Below are 16799 nucleotides of genomic sequence, written 5' to 3'. Positions count from 1 at the left end.
CACCCATCGTGGCGAGCGAGGTTCGCGGGAGGTTCAGGCCGGATCCCGGTCCAACCCGGCGGCGGACATCAGCAGGTCGATGACGGCTTCGGGGCCGCTGAACGGCACCGGCTCGCCCCCGACCTCTTCGAGCAGCCCGCGGAGCTGGCCGCCGGATTGCTCGGGCTCGACCAGCCGGACGATGACCGTTCTCATCTGAGCACGATCTCCCCGGGCGGTTCAGGTCTGGTTCAGGTCAGCCCGGATAGGGGGCGGGCTCGACCTCCAGCTCGCGCATGAGCTCCGCGTACAGCTGGTAGCGCCGGCGCGCGTCGCCCCGCCGACCCGCCAGGTCGAGGACGCGTACCAGGCCGAGGTGGGCGCGCTCGTCGTAGCGGTCGCGCTCCAGCAGCCGCAGCCAGTAGCGGGCGGCCTCGTCGTAGCGGTGCTCATCGGTCCTGGCGGTGGCGAGCCTCGCGGCCGCCTGCACATACGCCAGGCGAGCCTGCTCGCGCAGCCCGACCGCCCAGTCCGCGTACGGGTCCTCCTCGCAGAACTCCCCGCCGTACGCGCTCTCGGCCGCGGCCCACCGCTCCAGCGCCTCGGCCGCCCTGCCCGCCTGATCGAGCCGTACGCCCTGAGCCACCAGATCCAGAAATTTCTCGACATCGACCTCGACGTTGGACAGGTCCAGCCGCAACGTCCCCTCGTCCGACACCACGATCTCGTCGGCCGGCCACTCGTGCTCCGGGTCGAGCACGGCCCGCAGCGTGGACACCATGACGTTCAGCCGCCGCAGCCCGACCGCCTCGCCCTCCTGCTCCGGCCAGAGGATCTCGACCAGCCGCTCCCTGCCGATGCCGCTCCCCCTGCGGCTGACGAGGATCTTCAGCAGGTCACGGGCCTTGCGCGACTGCCAGGCCGTACGCGGCACCGGCACGGACCCCCGCGACACCCGGAACGTTCCCATGGTCTCGACGGCCACCCGAGCCCCGCGCGGGGGAGCGGCCCGGGCGACCAGCGCGTCGATCCGGCCGTCGAGGGCCCGGCAGCCGATCGCGTGCATGCGCTCGCGCACCGCCGCGGCCACCTCCCCGCCGGTCGCCGGATCGGCCAGGGCGGCCCTGACCAGCTCGGCCCTGGCGAGCCCGATCGGGTCGCCGAGCCGGGCCCACCGGCGTACCGCCTCGTCGGCCGCCGCGGGGTCTCCGTCGAGCTCGGCCCGCAGCTCCGCGATGACGGCCTGGGCGGCGTGGTCCCGGCGGCTCACCGCGACCGGTTCGGCCTCGTCGAGCAGCGCCCTGGCGTCCTCCCGCCGGCCCGCGGCCAGCGCCACCTGGGCCGCCACGACCCTGGCGGACACCCCGGCGATGCCCTCCACGTGCTCCAGCGCCCGCCGGGCCACCCGGGCGGCCTCCTCGGGATCGTCGTCGGCGAGCAGCTCCGCGAGCCCGTTGAGCGCCAGCGACAGCGCCTGGACCTCCCCCGACGGCTCCGACTCGGCGATGACCCGCCGGTAGAGGGCGGCCGCCGTCCCGCGGTCGCCGCGCAGGGCGTGCACGGTGGCCAGCCGGTTCAGGCCGGCGCCGGTCAGCCTGGAGCCCATCGTCTCCCACCTGGCCGCCGCGTCGGCGGCCTCGGCCGCGGCCTCCTCCAGGCGGCCCAGGCCGATCAGGGCCTTGGCGCGGTTGGCCACGTTCAGGGCGGCGAAGGGGGCGAACGGCACCAGGTCCGACAGCCGGCCGGCGATCTCCGTCTCGGCCAGGGCTTCGGCGTACGCGGCCTCGTCCAGGTGGCGGGAGGCCCGGTTGGCGTGGATGCGGATGAGCTGCACCATGTCGCCGGCCCGCTCGGCGTAGGCCAGGGCCCGCAGGTAATAGGCGTCGTTCGCGCGACGGTCGCCGTCGAGGGCGGCGAGCATGGCCAGGACCGTGTTGGCCATGGCCAGCGCGCCCGGATCGCCCAGGCTGCTGGCCTGCTCCATGGCCTTGTCCGCCAGCTCGGCGCAGCCGGAACGGTCGCCCTTCAGCCAGTGGACCGACGCCATGGACGCGGCGCACATGGCGGCGTCGGCGGGTGGCAGGCCGTGCGCGTAGCCCCGCTCGTACATGGCCAGGGCGGTGTCGAGCTCGCCGCGCATGTGGTCGATGAAGGCCAGCCGCCGGGCCACGTACGCGTCGAAGGCGGGGCCCTCGGCGGCCTGGGCGAGCAGCTCGCGGGCCCTCGTCCAGTGGCCGCGGTTCTGCTCGGCGATGCCGGCCAGCCTGAGCATCGGGGGAGAGCGCCGGGCGGGCTCGGGTAACAGGTCCAGCGCGGCCAGCACGTCCCCGCGCTCGGCCAGGGCCGGGCCGTGGGCGTCGAGCAGGGAGGCGGCCAGGGTGGTGTGGGCGGTCGCGACGGCGGCGCGCAGGGCCAGCTCGGGCCGGTCGTGCTCGGCGTACCAGCGGGCGGCGACCGCCGCCACGTCGTGGGCCTCGTGCCGGTCGAGGGGAGCGTGCCTGGCCAGCACGTGCCCGCCGGTGGAGGTCAGGCGGTGGCCGTCCTGGCCGGGCTCCAGGAAGATGCCCCGGCCGGCCAGCGAGTCGAGCGTGTCGGGCGGCGCGCCCAGCGTGGCGGCCAGGCCCGGGGTGAGCACCGGCAGCACGGTGGCCGCCCGCAGCAGCTCCCGCATGGGGGCGGGCAGGTCCTTGTACGCGGCCAGCGTCAGGCGTTCCAGTGTGGCGGAGCCCGCCGTCAGGCCCGCCACGATGCCGGGCCAGGTGGCGGGGTCCTCGCGGACCAGGGCGTCGAGCGCGGCCTGCACGGCGGCCGGCCAGCCGCCGCAGGTGCGGTGCAGCTCGGCGGCGATGGCCGCGCCCGCCTCGCCCAGCAGGTTCCGCGCCCACGCGGCCGTCTCGTCGGGGGCGAGCGCGAGGTCGATGGCGTCGAGGTCGAGCACCTCGTGGTCCTGCCGCAGCCGCGCGGTCGGGAACGGCAGCGGCGCCCGTGACGCGGTGACCAGGTGCAGGTGCCTGGGCGCGGCCCGGACCAGCGTCTCCACGTAGCGCACCGGGCCCGGCGCGCCCACGATCGCCTCGACGCCGTCGAAGACCAGGACGAGCCCGCGCCGCAGCCGCCCGGCCAGCGCCTGGGCCAGCGCGCCCGCCAGCGCCGCGGCCCTGGACAGCTCGTCGGCGTCGGGGCCGAGTGGGGCCGCGGCTGCGGTCACCAGATCGGTGGGCAGCTCGGGCACCTTGCCGGACAACGCGGAGGCCACCGCGCCGGCCAGCGTGGGCAGGTCGCGGTCGGCGGGCCCGAGCCGGTGCAGCACGCCGCCCACGGCCCGGCTCCAGCCGGTCAGCGCGGTCGTCTTCCCATAGCCCGTGGTGGCCACGAGCGAGGTGAGCCTGTGCGCGAGAGCCCCGTCGAGCCGCCGGTCGAGGGCGGGACGGGGATGCACCCACCCTCGTTCCACCCCCGCATGCTACGCGGGGTCCGTCAGGGACTCCAGAGTTCGCAAATTGCCACCTCCCGGTAACCGGTGGGTAGGCGCACTATGGTCGTACTTCGACAGGAGGCACCGTGGAACAGGATCTGCCCGGCGGTGCGCGGCTCATCGTGGGGGTCGACGAGTCCCCGGCCGCGCGCTGGGCTCTGGCCTGGGCCATCGGCGCGGCCAGGCTGCACCGGATGGCTCTCGTGGCCGTGCACGTCAGCCGTGCCCCCGTCCATCCCTTCCCCGAGGCGCTGCCCGTGCAGCACGCGGTCAGGCTGGGCGAGGAGGCGCGTTGCAACGAGGTGATCACGGGCGTGTTCGAGGACGTGGCGGGCGGGGTGCCCGAGGATCTCACCGTGGCCGTCGTCGGCCGGGTCGGCGATCCTGGATACCACCTCGTCGACCTCGCCCGCGAAGGCGACCTGCTGGTGCTCGGACGGGGGCGGCGCGGCCTGCTGAGCCGCATCTTCCTGCCCTCGACCAGCATGTACTGCGCACGCCATGCGCGCACGACGGTCGTGATCGTGCAGCAGCCCTCGCCGCCCGACGACCCGGAGATGTCAGGGGAGCGCAACCGCCGCTTCTGGACCCGCCGACATCCGTGACCTGAGCAGGCGCAGTCCCTCGGGGATGGCGTCCCGGCCGATCGCGCCGTAGCCCAGGACCAGGCCCGGCTGGGCCGGGGTCTGGCCGCAGTACGCCTCCAGCGGCTCCACCGCCAGGCCGGGCGCGGGACGTACGGTCACGCCCGGCGCGAACCGGGCACACAGGTGCAGGCCAGCCGTGGACGGGACAAGGCGTAGGCGCTCGTCCCCGGTCAGGGCCTCGGCGATCAGGGCGTGCCGGGCGGCGTACTCGCGGGTGGCCTTCCTGATGTGCCTGGCCAGCAGGCCCTCGTCGATGAAGCGGGCCAGGGCCGCCTGCGTGGGCAGCTCGCCGTGCCAGTCGGAGAGCTGCCTGGCCGCGCGCAGCGCCGGGCCGAGCGAGGCGGGGGCGACCAGGAAGCCGAGCCTGAGCATGGGGAGCAGGGTCTTGGAGAACGAACCCACGTAGACGACGCGGCCCGCGCGGTCGAGGCTCTGGAGGGGTTCGAGCGGGCGCTCGCCGAAGCGGAACTCGCTGTCGTAGTCGTCCTCGATCACCACCGCCCGGCGGGCTTCCGCCCAGGCGAGCAGGGCGGCGCGGCGGGCCAGCGACATGGGCGTGCCCAGGGGGAACTGGTGCGACGGGGTGACGTACACCAGGCGGGCCGAGCGCGGGAGGGCCCCGACGTCGAGGCCCTCGCCGTCCACCGGCACGCCGACGACCCGGGCGCCCAGCGAGCGGAACAGCAGCCGCGCCGGCGGGTAACCCGGCTCCTCGACGGCCACCACGGCGCCCGGCTCGATCAGGACGCGGCCGACGAGGTCCAGCGCCTGCTGCGCGCCGTTGGTGATCAGCACGTCGCCGGGGCCCGCGTGGACCGAGCGGCTGAGGCCGATGTGCCGGGAGATGGCCTCGCGCAGCGGCTCGTGCCCGGCCGGGTCGCCGTAGCCGGCGGCGCTCACCCGCAGCTCGCGGGCCACCAGGCGGCGCCACGTCTCCATGGGGAACAGGCGGGCGTCAGGGACGCCGACGCGGAAGTCGTACCGGGCGGGGGTCATGCCCTTCGGGAGTTCCAGGTCCTGCCAGACGGCACGCGGGCGTACGACGCCCTTCGGCGCGGCCCGGCCCCTGACCGGCTCCGCCGACACGAACGTGCCCGCGCCCGCCCGCCCCACCAGGAACCCGTCCGCGACCAGGCGGTCGTAGGCGAGGGCGACCGTGTTCCTGGAGATCTCCAGGCGGCCGGCCAGCTCCCTGGTCGGGGGGAGCCGCTCGCCCGATCTGAGCCGGCCGTCGAGTATGGCGTCGAGGAGCTGCCGGTAGACCTGTGCGGCCAGGTCACCACGGCCTTCGAGGCTGATGTGAACGTCCAACTTGGCCCAATCATCTCGCCGGAAATTGGAGCTTACACCGGGACAAGATGGCTTCGATGATGAGCATATGTCGAAATATCGGCGCATCTTGGCCCAGGCGCAGCTGGCGAACTCCATCGGGGACGGCGTCTACCTCGTCACCTCCGCGTTCTACTTCTCCACGATCGTCGGCCTGTCGGCAACCGAGATCGGCCTCGGCCTGACGCTGGGCTGGGCCGTCGGCGCGGTGGCCGGCGTACCGCTCGGCCACCTGGCCGACCGGCGCGGCCCGCGCGGCGTCGCCGTGCTGCTCGCGCTCACGACCGCCACGGCGGTCGGCTCGTTCCTGTTCGTACGCTCGTTCGCGCTGTTCGTCCTGGTGGCCTGCCTGTACGGCACCGCGCAGACCGGCCTGTCGGCCGCCCGCCAGGCGCTGCTCGCCGCCCTGATCGAGCCCGCCGAGCGGACCGCCGTACGGGCGGTCCTGCAGGCCACGCTCAACGCCGGCCTGGCCGTCGGCGCCGCGCTGGGCGGGCTCGCGCTGCATCTCGGCACGCGGGAGGGCTACCTGGCCGTGCTCACGCTCGACGCCGTCAGCTTCCTCGCCGCCGCCGCCCTGCTGCTCGCCCTGCCGCCGGTACGGGCGGTGGGGGCTCCGTCCGGGCCCCGGCTGGCGGTGCTCAGGGACCGGCCCTACGCGCTCATCACGCTGATCAACGCGGTGATGCTGTTCTACATGCCGCTGCTGAGCCTGGTCGTGCCGCTCTGGATCGCCGCCCGTACCAGCGCCCCCACCTGGGTGGTCTCGGTCCTGCTGCTGATCAACACGGGCGGTGTCGTGCTCTTCCAGGTTCGGGTGGCCAAGCGGGTGACCGGGCTGCGGGACGCCTCGGCGGCGGTGCGGCAGGCGGGGCTGGTGATGTTCGCGGCCTGCCTGGTATTTGCGCTGAGCCCGTACGGGTGGGCGTTCCTGCTCGTGGCGACAGTCCTGCAGGTGACCGCCGAGATGCTGCTGGCCTCCGGCGCCTGGGAGATCAGCTTCACCCTCGCCCCCGACGACCGGCAAGGCCAGTACCAGGCCTTCTTCGGCACCGGCGTGGCCGTGGCCAGGATGCTCGGGCCCGTCGTGCTCACCACGCTCGTGCTGGACGGCGGGACGCTGGGCTGGCTGCTGACCGGCACCATGTTCGCGACGGCCGGCGCCGCGATGGCACCGGCCGTCAGGTGGGCCAGGTCACTTCAACCGGCGTAGCCGCAGCACCGCCGTATACCCGGCCTTCTGCACCTCCGCGACCGGCACCGCGGGATCCACCCCGCGCGGAAAGCTGACCCGCGCCTGCTCCGCCGCGCAGTCCACCGTCGCCGTCACGCCGGCCAGCTCGTTCAGCGTGCGCTCGATCCGGTCCGCGCGGGACGCGCACGTCATGCCATCGGCCACCGGCCACCGGCCGCCGATCGCCGATCGCCGGCTCGACGGCCCGGCCCTCGGCGTTCGCCGTGAGGGAGGACATCACCTCTCCCCTCCTCAGTGCGTGTGGTCGTGCGTGGCGGAGGGCGCGTGCCCGTCGGACAGGGTGGCCGTGGCCGTGAAGGCCGCCGTACGGACCTTGCCCTCGTGCTGGAAGTCGAGGAACAGGCGGTAGTCGCCCCGGCTGGGGGCCTCGGCGTAGAACGTGATCTCCGGTCCCGCCTTGTCGCTCTTTTCCGGGTGCACGTGCAGGTAGGCCAGGTCACCGGCGCGGAGGGCGACCAGGTGACCGTACGCGCCCAGGTAGGGCTGCAGGTCGGTGACCGGCTCGCCGTCCTTGTTGATCGTCAGGGTGAGCTTCCCGGCCCGGCCGGGGACCAGATCTCCCGCGAGGTTGACGGTGTAGTCGTCGACGGCCGCCGTACGGCTGACGTGGGGCAGGGGCTCGGGCCGGTAGTCGCCCGCGGCCTGCAGGTCCGCGCCGAGCGTGAGCTTCTCCCCGCCCTTGGGGACGAAGTCGGCGAAGGCCTTGTACGCCCCCGCCTTGGGGAGCGTCAGCCTGACCGACCAGGTGCCGTCGGCGGCCAGGTCCGGGTGCACGTGCTGGAAGCTCGTCAGGTCGCGGGAGGCGACGATGAAGTGCAGCTTCTTGTCGTGCTCGACCTGGTAGTCGGTGACCGCCCTGCCTTCGGGGCCGATCACGGTGAACCTGAAGTCCGTCGGCACGCCGGTCGTGATGGAGGTGATCGGGTTGAGGGTGTAGCCGTTCTGCGACACTTGGAGCCCCCCGGGGGTATCGCTCGTCACTGGTTGCTGTGTGGCATGCTCGGCACCGGTGTGGCCGGTGGCGTGGTCGTCACCGGCGTGACCGGCGGCTTGGTCGTCACCGGTCCGGGTGTCCGCCGCCGTCGTGGTGCCGGCCGCCGTCGGCGTGATCATCCTGCCCACGCCCAGGGCGCCGCCGAAGACGACGGCAAGCCCCAGGGCGTACGAGCCGAGCTTGGCGGCCGTCCTCATGACCGGCCCGCCATGTCGTGGCCGCTGGCCGCGGTGCTCATCGCTGTCCGTCTCCTCGACACGTCTCTACCTCGTTCCGGGTCCAACACTTCAGATCGTGCTCTCCACTTGAGATACGGCCGGCTTGCGCATGAAGGCGGCACTGAGCACGGCACCGATTACGGCGATCACCGCCGCGCCCGCGAAGGCCGGCTGGAAACCGCTGGTCTGCGAGGTGAAGACGGCGGTCATGGCAGCCAGGCCCAGCGCGGAGCCGACCTGGTAGGTCGTGTTGACGATGCCCGAGGCGAGCCCGGCCTCCTCCGGCCGCGCGCCGGACATGGCCGACATCATCGCCGGGATGTACGCCAGGGACATGCCGACCGCCGCGACCAGGCTCGCCGGGAGCACGTTCGTGACGAAGCCGCCGGTGAACTGGAGCCCGGCCACGCCCGCCGCCAGCACCGCCAGCCCGGTCACGATGAGCGGCTTGGCCCCGAACCTGCCCAGCAGCCTGGCCGTGATGCCGATCATGAAGATCATGATGGCCACCGTCATCGGCAGCAGCGCCGCGCCGGCGGCGAAGGCGCCGTAGCCGAGGGACTGCTGCAGGTAGAGGTTGAGGAAGTACCACATCGGGATCCAGGCGGCGCCGAGCAGGGCCATCGCCAGGTTGGCCGTGGCCAGGCCGGGGGTGCGCCAGATCCGCAGGGGCATGAGGGGGTTCCTGGCCGTACGCTGCACGAGCAGGAACAGGGCCAGCAGCGCCGCGCCGGCGATCCCGGCGGGCCAGTTCGTGGCCACGATGGCGTACACGACGAGTGCGATGCCGGCCGTGACCGAGACCGCGCCGACGAGGTCCACCGAGCCGCGCCGACCGGCGGCCGCGGGGAGCAGCCTGGTCGCGGCCAGGGTGGCCAGGCCGATCGGGATGTAGATGATGAACACCCAGGGCCAGCTCAGGTACTCGGTGATCACGCCGCCCAGGAACACGCCCGCGGTGCCGCCCGCCGGGGCCGCGGCGCCGTACAGGGCCATGGCCTTGCCCAGCTCGCGCGAGTTGTGCCCGAAGAGCATCATCAGCAGCGTCATCGCGGCCGGCGCGATCAGCGCCCCGCCGACGCCCTGCACCGCGCGTCCCGCCACCTCTACCCAGGCGGTCGTGGCGGCCGCGGCGACCACGGAACCGCCGATCAGCACCGCCCATCCCGTGACGAACACCCTGCGCGCCCCGAACAGGTCGGCCAGCCGCCCGCCGAGCAGCAGCAGGCCGCCGAAGGTGACCACGTAGGCGTTGAACACCCACTGCAGGCCGCCGGGGGAGAAGCCCAGGTCACGCTGCATGTCGGGCAGCGCGACCCCGATGATCGAGGTATCCATGATCACCATGAACTGGGCGGCGGCCAGCACGACCAAGGCCCACCAGCGCTTGTTGTCAGTCATGTTCCTTGCCCTCCTTCCTTACCCCCTAGGGGTATCTGTCGGATCGCGAGGAACGTAATATACCCCTAGGGGGTATGTCAAGCCCGCAAGTCGGCCCCCTTGGCGGACCCCCGCGCTGCGCATCCCGGCTGGATATTTGGCATGATCGAGCTGTTGTCCACGTTGGGGTGCCCGGAACGTTGTTGACTGGGATGTTGTCCAAGATGGGACGGGTATAGCGGCCCCACCAGGGGTTGAACGCCCGTCCTTCGCACATTCCACACATCTGGTCCGTGCGCAACACAGGGAGCGCAGCCATACCTTGCTAGGCTGCTTGTCAACCGTTGGGTCTCACCCCGGCAGGTGAGGCCGTCGAAGAAGTGGGGTCACACCGTGAAGAAGCTGCTCGTACTGGCGCTGATCGCCCTTGGGGGGTTGCTGATCTGGCGTAAGGTGCAGGCCGACCGCGCAGAGCTCGATCTCTGGACCGAGGCGACCGGCAGCGAGAACTAACCGACCGGCGAGGCGATGAGTGACGTCGTCCCCATCAAGCTGGCGTGCCTGGACCTGGCAGGCACCACAGTCGGTGACATCGCCATGGTCGAGCGCGCCTTCGCCGAGGCGATCGCGACCCAGGGCATAGTGCCCGGGACCGGAGCGTACGCGCGTGCCATGGTTCACGTGCACCGGTCCCGGGGCTGCCCCAAGATCGATGTCTTCCGCGGGATCTTCCCTGGCAACGAGGCGCAGGCGCAGGCGGCGAACCTGACGTTCGAACGCTCCTACGAGGGTGCGTTGGAGCGGGCGGGTCTCGTACCCATGCCCGGAGTCCTGGAGGTCCTTGACAAACTCCGCGGCACCGGCATCAAGCTCGCCCTGATCACCGGCTTCAGCCGCACGACCCTGAGCCGGGTCCTGAGTGTCCTGGGCTGGCACGACAAGATCGACCTGGCCATCTCCCCCGAGGACGCCGGCGGCCGCGGCCGCCCCTGGCCGGACATGGTCCTGCACGCGGTGCTCCGACTGGGGGTGGATGACGTACGCCAGGTGGCCGTCATCGGCGACTCGGAGAGCGACATGCTGTGCGGCAAGCGCGCGGGAGCCTCGATCGTGGCGGGGGTGATGACGGGGGTGCACAGCCGCGAACGCCTGCTGAAGGGCGGGGCTACGCACATCCTGGACTCGATCGCGGATTTCCCGAGCTTGGTCCTTAGTGACGACCTTGGTACGACGCAGGTGGCTTCTTCCGCCCGGTAAGCTATCTTCGTCGAAGGGGCCTTAGCTCAGTTGGCAGAGCGCCTGCTTTGCAAGCAGGAAGTCAGGAGTTCGAATCTCCTAGGCTCCACCAGCGAAGGGGTCGGGTAGGTGGGCCGGGCTCACCCACCCGTTGCCTGGTTACACGGTGGGTTGGCTGGTGCCCGCCCCGAGCGGTCCTCGCTGTCGCTCGGGGTGTTCTTCCTGGGGCGCACCTCCGGCGCGCACAACGGTCTTCCCATGGGCGCTTCACACACGGAGCCCAGCCGTTGCTTCCAGTCGAGTGGAGCCTCCAACTTCGTATGCCTTCCCCTCGCTCAGACCCCCTCCCATATGCGCTTAGATCGTTCGCTCGTCCATGGTCCGTAGCCCTGGCCGGCTGGCAGCAAGCGCCCGGGAAACTGAGCAGGTCGGCGGAGGCTCGCTTGTCGCCCGTTATCCGCCGAGCCGGATGATGCCGCGGGAAGCGGCGACTGTCACCGCGGCCGTCCGGTCAGCCACGCCAAGCTTGGCGAAGACGTGCAGCAGGTGGGTCTTGACCGTGGCCTCGCTGATGCACAAGTGCCCGGCGATGGCCTTGTTGCTCATCCCTCGGGCGACCGCGCCGAGGACCTCGATCTCGCGGCCGCTGAGCGTATCGGGCGCGTCGGCGCGTGCCCACGACAGCACTCGCGTCACGATGGGCGGCGACAGGGTGCTCTCGCCTCGCGCCGCTGCCCGGATCGCGTCGAACAGCTGCTCCCGGCCGGTGTCCTTGAGCAGGTAGCCGATGGCTCCGGCGTGGATGGCGCGGGAGATGTCGCCGTCGGTGTCGTAGGTGGTCAGGACGATGACCTTGGCGTCCGGGTCGTGCTCACGGATCCGGCTGGTCGCCGTGGCGCCGTCGATCTCGGGCAACTGCAGGTCCATCAGCGTGACGTCGGGCCGCAGGGCGCACGCCAGGCGTACCGCGTCCGTGCCGGAGATCGCCTCCCCGACCACTTCCATGTCGTCCTGGGTGCCGAGCATCGCGCGGATGCCGTCGCGGACCACCGGGTGGTCGTCGACGATCAGGACCCTGATCGTCATCGTGCTCCGCTCAGCGCCACCGCGGGAAGGCGGGCCACGACCGTGGTGCCCGCCCCTGGGGCACTTTCCACCAGAAGGGTGCCGCCGAGGCGTTCCATGCGCTCCCGCATGATCGAGAGGCCGTGTCCGGAGGCAGCCCGTAAGGGCTCGAAGCCGTCGCCGTCATCGTGAACGTCCAGCACGATCAGATCCTCCATGTACGAAAGGGTGAGTGTGACCTGACCGGCGTGGGCGTGGCGGCGGGCGTTGGCGACCGCCTCCTGCGCCACGCGCAGCAGCTCCTCCTGGACCTGGGCGTCCAGCGGCCGGACCGTACCGGTGATCACGGTGTGCGCGTCGACGCCGGTCTCGTCCGACAGGCGGCCGGACAGCCCCTGCAGGGCCTCCGGCAGGCCGCACTCGTCGAGCTGGCCGGGCCGCAGGGCGCGTACCACCCGGCGGCTCTCCGCGACGTTCTCTCGCGCGGCCCGCAGCGCCTGGGTCAGATGCTTGTTGTCGGGCAGGGTCGCCTGCGCGGCCTCCAGCAGCATCACCACGCTCGCGAACCCCTGGGTCAAGCTGTCGTGGATGTCACGGGACAGCCGTTGTCGCTCGGCCGCCACACCCGCCTGCCGTTCGGCCGCCGCCCGCGCTTCCTGCGCGGCCTGCAACTGCTCGATGAGCCGCTTGCGCTCGGCGCTCTGCCGCGACACCGAACTGAAGTATCCGACCGCGGTCGCCGTGCTGATCGCGATCAGGCTGGCGATGGCGATCTCGGTCCAGGTGACCGCCCCGGTCGCGTGAAAGCGATGCCACAGCCACCCACCGGCGCACGACACCACCGCGACACGACCGACCCGCACGGCGTCCATGCAGTACGGCACGAGCACGGTCAGCGCGACCACCAGGAAGGAGGAGTCGATCACGAACAGCCCCAGCCAGATCAGCCCGCCGCCGAGCACGTACGGCAACGGCACGTCGTCCAGGGGCGGGGTGCGCAGCACGAACCACACGGCGTACCAGGCGGCCAGGCCGGCGACGAGCACCACCGGCAGCACCTGGCCGGCCTCCGTCAGGGGCCCGGCCGAGGTGAGCACCAGCCACGAGACGAAGAAGGCATGCTGCCACCGGCGCCGCGACCGCTCCCAGGTCTCCACACCGCTGAACATAATCAGCTGCCCGTCTGCCCGCCATCAACCAGTCGACTGATCGGTGAATCGGCGGACCGCTCGATGTGCGCGTTGCCGTGCCGGAACCAGACTCGATCCCGTGATCGCCATCCCCAGCCCCAGCCAGGCCGTCTGGCACCTCGGCCCGATCCCGATCCGCGCCTACGCCCTCCTGATGCTGCTCGGCGTCCTCGTCGGCATCTGGGTGACCCGGCGCCGCTGGGTCGCTCGCGGCGGCGAGAGCGGCACGATCGGCGACATCGCCACCTGGGCCGTGCCGTTCGGCCTCGTCGGCGCCCGCCTCTATCACGTGGCCACTGCCTGGCAGCAGTATTTCGGTCCCGGCGGGGAACCGCTGCGCGCCCTGGCGATCTGGGAGGGCGGCATCAGCATCTGGGGCGCCGTCGCCGGCGGCGCGGTCGGCGCATGGCTCGCCTGCCGTCGACGGGGCATCCCGTTACGCGACTTCGCCGACGCCGTCGCACCCGGGCTCGCGCTCGGCCAGGCGATCGCCCGCTGGGGCAACTGGTTCAACCAGGAGCTGTACGGCGGGCCGACGACCCTGCCCTGGGCGCTGGAGATCGATCCCGCGCACCGGCCCCCGGGCATGGAGTCCACGGCCACCTACCATCCGGCCTTCCTGTACGAGTCGCTGTGGAACCTGGCCGTGGCCGGATTCGTCGTGTGGGCCGAACGGCGATTCCGGCTCGACCGTGGCCGGACATTCGCGCTCTACGCCGCCGCCTACACCACCGGTCGCGCCTGGATCGAGTGGCTCCGTATCGACCCCTCCCCGCACCTCCTCGGCCTGCGCCTCAACGACTGGACCGCCCTGCTCTGCTTCACGGCCGCGATCATCTACCTCACCGTGAACCGGCCGCGGTCGTCCACCCTGTCGTGAGCTGTCCTTTGTATGCCATCGCTACGATGTGCCTGCTCGGCGATCTTCAGGGCGGACACCTTGTACGTGATTTATCGATCGTGGAATCAAGGGATATTGGGCAAGTCGGTACGGCACCTGGCCGAGCCGACGGTGCTGGGCTGGATCCGCGACGTTTGGCACGACGTTTCGGCCGAGGACGCCTATGACTGGCTCAACCGCGAGCTCGGCACGACCGTCTATGGGCTGGACGACCTTTTCTCCAAGGGAGAACCACCCCCGCAATCCATGCAGGAACTGCGTACCCTGGCCAGAACCCGGCTCCCGGACACCTACCAGTGCAACGTCGACGAGCACAGCATGCGCGTTCTCGCCAACGGGCTCGACTACGACGTGGCCTATTACCTCATGGATGACGCCGCCGTCGCGGCCGATCCCGAACGGTGGTCCTTCGCCGTACATGACGGGCCGCTACCCGAAGCGGCCGGCCCCCCGCCGGGGGCCGCGGCGTTCACGGCACCGACAAAGGTCACCGAATTGACCGACCGCCCGCCGCCCGCCGTCCGCGGAAGCGGAAGTGGAAGGGGAAGTGGAAGGGATCGTGTACGCCGTTCTGCTCACCTGCAAAGCAACGCACGACAGCATCGGGTGGAATCCCACTTACGCATTACCGGGTGTCCGACTCCCGCAGTTCGGCGCGGCGCTGCGCGATCTCGACACGTCCACCGAAGAATGGCCACTGGAACTGAAAGTTCTCCGCCTGCTGATCGGGCCCGCCGAGGACGGCATCGCGACCGCGCTCGAGCGTTGCAACCGCTGGCCTGACTACAGGGAAATCTCCAAGGACCAGCCTGGCCCGCCGGACTCCCATGCCGCGGCACTGCGCCTCATCGAGACCGTCCCACCCGAGCTTGCGAATCACCGCGAACGCACCGTCATCCAGGTGGGCGAGCAAGTGGCGCAGATGTTGATCCAGGACGGCCACGACTGCTTCGAGCAGTGGTTCTTCTTCGACGATCGATGGGCCGGCGCCCACCCTGACCTGGCCGCATCGCTGATCTGGTTCGCCTACCACTGGGATCCGCTCTGCTCGCGCCCTCACCTGTATCTGACCCCATGCTCCGACAACCGGATCCGGTACGTGGCCGTGGTCGGCGAAGACGGTCAAGCGTACGTTCGAGAGGCCGAGCCCCGGGACGAGCCGGGGGTGTGGGACCTTCGCCGATGGTCCTACGAGAATCGACCACCGGGGGACGTGACCACCGGGGAAGTGCTCGGCACCGTGGAGATCAAGCTCCAGGAGCCGTCACCTGACTCAGGTAAGTTCACCGAGTTCGAGATCACCCGCACCCGTCACGGGCAGGCAGTCGCCGCGATGCTCGCCCGTCATGTCCTCCGCGACCTGCAACGCGCCGGCGTCGCCCGCATCACCGGCTGGCTCCCCGACGACTCCCGATATCCGCACGGCCGCCGCTTTCTCCGCATGCTCGGTGAGATCCACAAGCCCGATGACGGGCGCAGCGTTCTGGTCATCCGGTAACGATTGGCGGGAACAGGGGTTGAGGCCCAGGCTTACTGCGGCCTCATCACGGGAAACATTGCAAGCTCACCCAAGGTTATTCTGTTGATATCTTCCGATCTCGCTGCGCACCTTCTGCGCCAGGTCCCCGTACTTTCTGATGGCTCCCATATCTTTTTCCCCACTCGCAGTAAAATCGCATTGGATGTCCTCGACTAATCCGAGTAGAAATTCAGCCACCGCGCGCCGGTCGGCGGCTTGTTCGATGAGAGGGAAGTTCACCCCCACCACATTGATATGTTCGTCGAACTTTTCACGGTCGGCCGGGCGCATCGAGGTGGCGGTTGAACGCTCCAGGATGGAGTGCCAGTTGTACGAGTTGATGAACCAAGGCTCATCTTCTGTGAAGATCACGACCGCGGACATCATGCAACCATCTCTGAGTATGGGGCTTCTCTCCTGGCCTTGGCATGGTAGCTGGCGAGAGCGGCAGATTTGCGGCCCCGGGCAGGGAGTGCTGACCACGGCTTTGGGTGTCGTGGCCATGAATGCGTGGATGGCCGGCCGCCAATTCGTGGCGACAGCCTGTGGTTTACTGGCGCGATGATCAAGTCGCCGCCGGCTCAGGGAATGACGAGGAACGTCTGGCTGATCCTGGTCCTCATCGGACTGAGCGCCGTCTTCCCTTCGGGCTGCACGGTCTTGGAGGTGGCTGTCGGCGAGGACCTTTGTCAGGAACGGGCGGATTACGAGAACGCCCTTGTTCGGGAGGTTCTTGGTCCCGTTCTTGCCCAGGCGGGATTGGCCGCGTCCATGGAAGACCAGAGCGACTGCGATTCCTCAACGTACGGATCGCATGTCTTTGTTCAGATTGAGAACGTGAAGCCGAAGGAGGTCGTGGCGGCTTTCCGGAAGGCCGGCTGGAGCAGCAGACCTGCCTCCGAGCGCGGCCAGGGCTGCGAGGCGGGTTGCGACGCATACGACCTGGCCAAGAAGTTCGGGGAGCGGGTTGTCGAGGCATCGATCGAGGGATCCCGCGAGGTGAATATCTGGTCCTCGGCGGCCGACGACTGCTGGGATTCCGACGGCTATAGGTGCCCCAACGGGTAGAGGCGCCCCGCCTTTGCTCCGTACGTGAATATGCGAGGGAGACCGAGACTGCCGCCGCATCCTGCTTGCTGGAACGGGCCCGCGAGCGGGAGGGAGTTGCTGGATCGGCCCTGCCGTGCGTGTCCGGCCGGCACGTCGGCCTCGAAGGCTACGACTACGCGCACCACGGCCGAGCAGGCACTCCCTCAACCGGCTTCGTCCCCGCCGGGATCGTCGACCAGGTCTGCCCGCTCGGCCGGTGCCCGCGCGTGTGGCTTCTGTCCGTTCTCGCGTCTCTGCACCTGAACGACGCCCTGACCGCCGCGTCGCAGCGCGGAGCCGCGATTCTCGGGATCGCAACCTCGGCGGGCGCCCGGTTCGAGTCCTTCGCCGAACCCTTCTCCCCGTGACCGAGGTCCGCCGGAAGGCCATCGAGCAGGGGGGGGCTGAATTTCGCCGCCGCGCGTAGGGCATCGGTGTGGGTGGCGGGTGGCCAGTGGCAGGACGTGGCGGCAATTCCCCCGTACAGGGGAGGTGCCTCCCTCTCGCACGGGAGTGAGGTCG

17 protein-coding genes and 1 tRNA gene are annotated in these 16799 nt (G+C 70.8%); 9 read left to right on the top strand and 9 right to left on the bottom strand.

Annotated features, from left to right (window positions below; translation table 11 throughout):
• Nucleotides 1–33: 33 nt before the first annotated feature.
• Both ACBJ59_RS12990 and ACBJ59_RS12985 read right to left on the bottom strand, forming a co-directional pair.
• Nucleotides 34–195: a hypothetical protein gene (locus ACBJ59_RS12990; protein ID WP_375110406.1), complete on the bottom strand. Its 162-nt coding sequence runs from the start codon at nucleotides 193–195 to the stop codon at nucleotides 34–36.
• Nucleotides 196–235: 40 nt separating this feature from the next.
• Nucleotides 236–3433 (bottom strand): BTAD domain-containing putative transcriptional regulator, encoded by a 3198-nt coding sequence (locus ACBJ59_RS12985; RefSeq protein ID WP_375110405.1) that lies wholly within the window; start codon nucleotides 3431–3433, stop codon nucleotides 236–238.
• 107 nt (nucleotides 3434–3540) lie between these two features.
• Here ACBJ59_RS12985 and ACBJ59_RS12980 point away from each other — a divergent pair, with 107 nt between their 5' ends.
• Nucleotides 3541–4059 (top strand): universal stress protein, encoded by a 519-nt coding sequence (locus ACBJ59_RS12980; protein WP_364111512.1) that lies wholly within the window; start codon nucleotides 3541–3543, stop codon nucleotides 4057–4059.
• Here the strand turns inward: ACBJ59_RS12980 and ACBJ59_RS12975 are convergent.
• Nucleotides 4015–5412, bottom strand: coding sequence for a PLP-dependent aminotransferase family protein (locus ACBJ59_RS12975; protein ID WP_375110404.1), 1398 nt, complete (start codon nucleotides 5410–5412; stop codon nucleotides 4015–4017). The two genes, ACBJ59_RS12980 and ACBJ59_RS12975, sit on opposite strands and share 45 nt — an antisense overlap.
• A 67-nt stretch (nucleotides 5413–5479) precedes the next feature.
• Between ACBJ59_RS12975 and ACBJ59_RS12970 the strand changes: the two genes are divergently transcribed.
• Nucleotides 5480–6643: an MFS transporter gene (locus ACBJ59_RS12970; protein WP_375110403.1), complete on the top strand. Its 1164-nt coding sequence runs from the start codon at nucleotides 5480–5482 to the stop codon at nucleotides 6641–6643.
• Here ACBJ59_RS12970 and ACBJ59_RS12965 read toward each other — a convergent pair.
• The 3 genes from ACBJ59_RS12965 to ACBJ59_RS12955 all read right to left on the bottom strand — a co-directional run bounded on the left by ACBJ59_RS12965 (nucleotide 6626) and on the right by ACBJ59_RS12955 (nucleotide 9298).
• Complete coding sequence (locus tag ACBJ59_RS12965) at nucleotides 6626–6817, bottom strand: cation transporter (RefSeq protein ID WP_375110402.1); 192 nt, start codon at nucleotides 6815–6817, stop codon at nucleotides 6626–6628. The genes ACBJ59_RS12970 and ACBJ59_RS12965 overlap by 18 nt on opposite strands.
• Before the next feature lie 99 nt (nucleotides 6818–6916).
• Nucleotides 6917–7876 (bottom strand): hypothetical protein, encoded by a 960-nt coding sequence (locus tag ACBJ59_RS12960; protein WP_375110401.1) that lies wholly within the window; start codon nucleotides 7874–7876, stop codon nucleotides 6917–6919.
• A 90-nt stretch (nucleotides 7877–7966) separates the two neighbouring features.
• On the bottom strand, nucleotides 7967–9298 hold the full coding sequence (locus ACBJ59_RS12955) for an MFS transporter (protein WP_375110400.1): 1332 nt from the start codon (nucleotides 9296–9298) through the stop codon (nucleotides 7967–7969).
• Between the two features lie 372 nt (nucleotides 9299–9670).
• On the opposite strand from ACBJ59_RS12955, the gene ACBJ59_RS12950 reads away from it, so the two are divergent.
• The 3 genes from ACBJ59_RS12950 to ACBJ59_RS12940 all read left to right on the top strand — a co-directional run bounded on the left by ACBJ59_RS12950 (nucleotide 9671) and on the right by ACBJ59_RS12940 (nucleotide 10625).
• Nucleotides 9671–9790, top strand: a complete 120-nt coding sequence (locus ACBJ59_RS12950) for a DLW-39 family protein (RefSeq protein ID WP_020542320.1) — start codon at nucleotides 9671–9673, stop codon at nucleotides 9788–9790.
• A 15-nt stretch (nucleotides 9791–9805) separates the two neighbouring features.
• Nucleotides 9806–10534 (top strand): HAD-IA family hydrolase, encoded by a 729-nt coding sequence (locus tag ACBJ59_RS12945; RefSeq protein ID WP_364111502.1) that lies wholly within the window; start codon nucleotides 9806–9808, stop codon nucleotides 10532–10534.
• Nucleotides 10535–10549: 15 nt separating this feature from the next.
• Nucleotides 10550–10625, top strand: a tRNA-Ala gene (locus tag ACBJ59_RS12940).
• Between the two features lie 341 nt (nucleotides 10626–10966).
• Here the strand turns inward: ACBJ59_RS12940 and ACBJ59_RS12935 are convergent.
• Together ACBJ59_RS12935 and ACBJ59_RS12930 are read right to left on the bottom strand one after the other, a co-directional pair.
• The gene (locus ACBJ59_RS12935) at nucleotides 10967–11599 is read right to left on the bottom strand and encodes a response regulator (protein ID WP_375110399.1); all 633 of its coding nucleotides are present in this window, start codon (nucleotides 11597–11599) and stop codon (nucleotides 10967–10969) included.
• Entirely contained in the window at nucleotides 11596–12735 is a 1140-nt protein-coding gene (locus tag ACBJ59_RS12930; RefSeq protein WP_375110398.1) for a sensor histidine kinase, read from the bottom strand. Before ACBJ59_RS12930 ends, ACBJ59_RS12935 begins: the two co-directional genes overlap by 4 nt.
• Before the next feature lie 112 nt (nucleotides 12736–12847).
• On the opposite strand from ACBJ59_RS12930, the gene lgt reads away from it, so the two are divergent.
• Both lgt and ACBJ59_RS12920 read left to right on the top strand, forming a co-directional pair.
• Nucleotides 12848–13648 (top strand): prolipoprotein diacylglyceryl transferase, encoded by an 801-nt coding sequence (gene lgt, locus ACBJ59_RS12925; protein ID WP_375110397.1) that lies wholly within the window; start codon nucleotides 12848–12850, stop codon nucleotides 13646–13648.
• Nucleotides 13649–14216: 568 nt separating this feature from the next.
• Complete coding sequence (locus ACBJ59_RS12920) at nucleotides 14217–15167, top strand: hypothetical protein (protein ID WP_375110396.1); 951 nt, start codon at nucleotides 14217–14219, stop codon at nucleotides 15165–15167.
• A 66-nt stretch (nucleotides 15168–15233) separates the two neighbouring features.
• On the opposite strand, the gene ACBJ59_RS12915 is transcribed toward ACBJ59_RS12920, so the two are convergent.
• Entirely contained in the window at nucleotides 15234–15560 is a 327-nt protein-coding gene (locus ACBJ59_RS12915; RefSeq protein WP_375110395.1) for a hypothetical protein, read from the bottom strand.
• 189 nt (nucleotides 15561–15749) lie between these two features.
• On the opposite strand from ACBJ59_RS12915, the gene ACBJ59_RS12910 reads away from it, so the two are divergent.
• Entirely contained in the window at nucleotides 15750–16256 is a 507-nt protein-coding gene (locus tag ACBJ59_RS12910) for a hypothetical protein (protein ID WP_375110394.1), read from the top strand.
• Nucleotides 16257–16375: 119 nt separating this feature from the next.
• Nucleotides 16376–16645 (top strand): hypothetical protein, encoded by a 270-nt coding sequence (locus ACBJ59_RS12905; RefSeq protein WP_375110393.1) that lies wholly within the window; start codon nucleotides 16376–16378, stop codon nucleotides 16643–16645.
• The last annotated feature ends 154 nt before the right edge of the window (nucleotides 16646–16799 follow it).

This window comes from Nonomuraea sp. MTCD27 (genome assembly GCF_041950495.1).
Lineage (GTDB): Bacteria > Actinomycetota > Actinomycetes > Streptosporangiales > Streptosporangiaceae > Nonomuraea.
The sequence above is the reverse complement of the archived record's forward strand: the minus strand, read 5'-3'. Positions and strand labels throughout refer to the sequence as shown.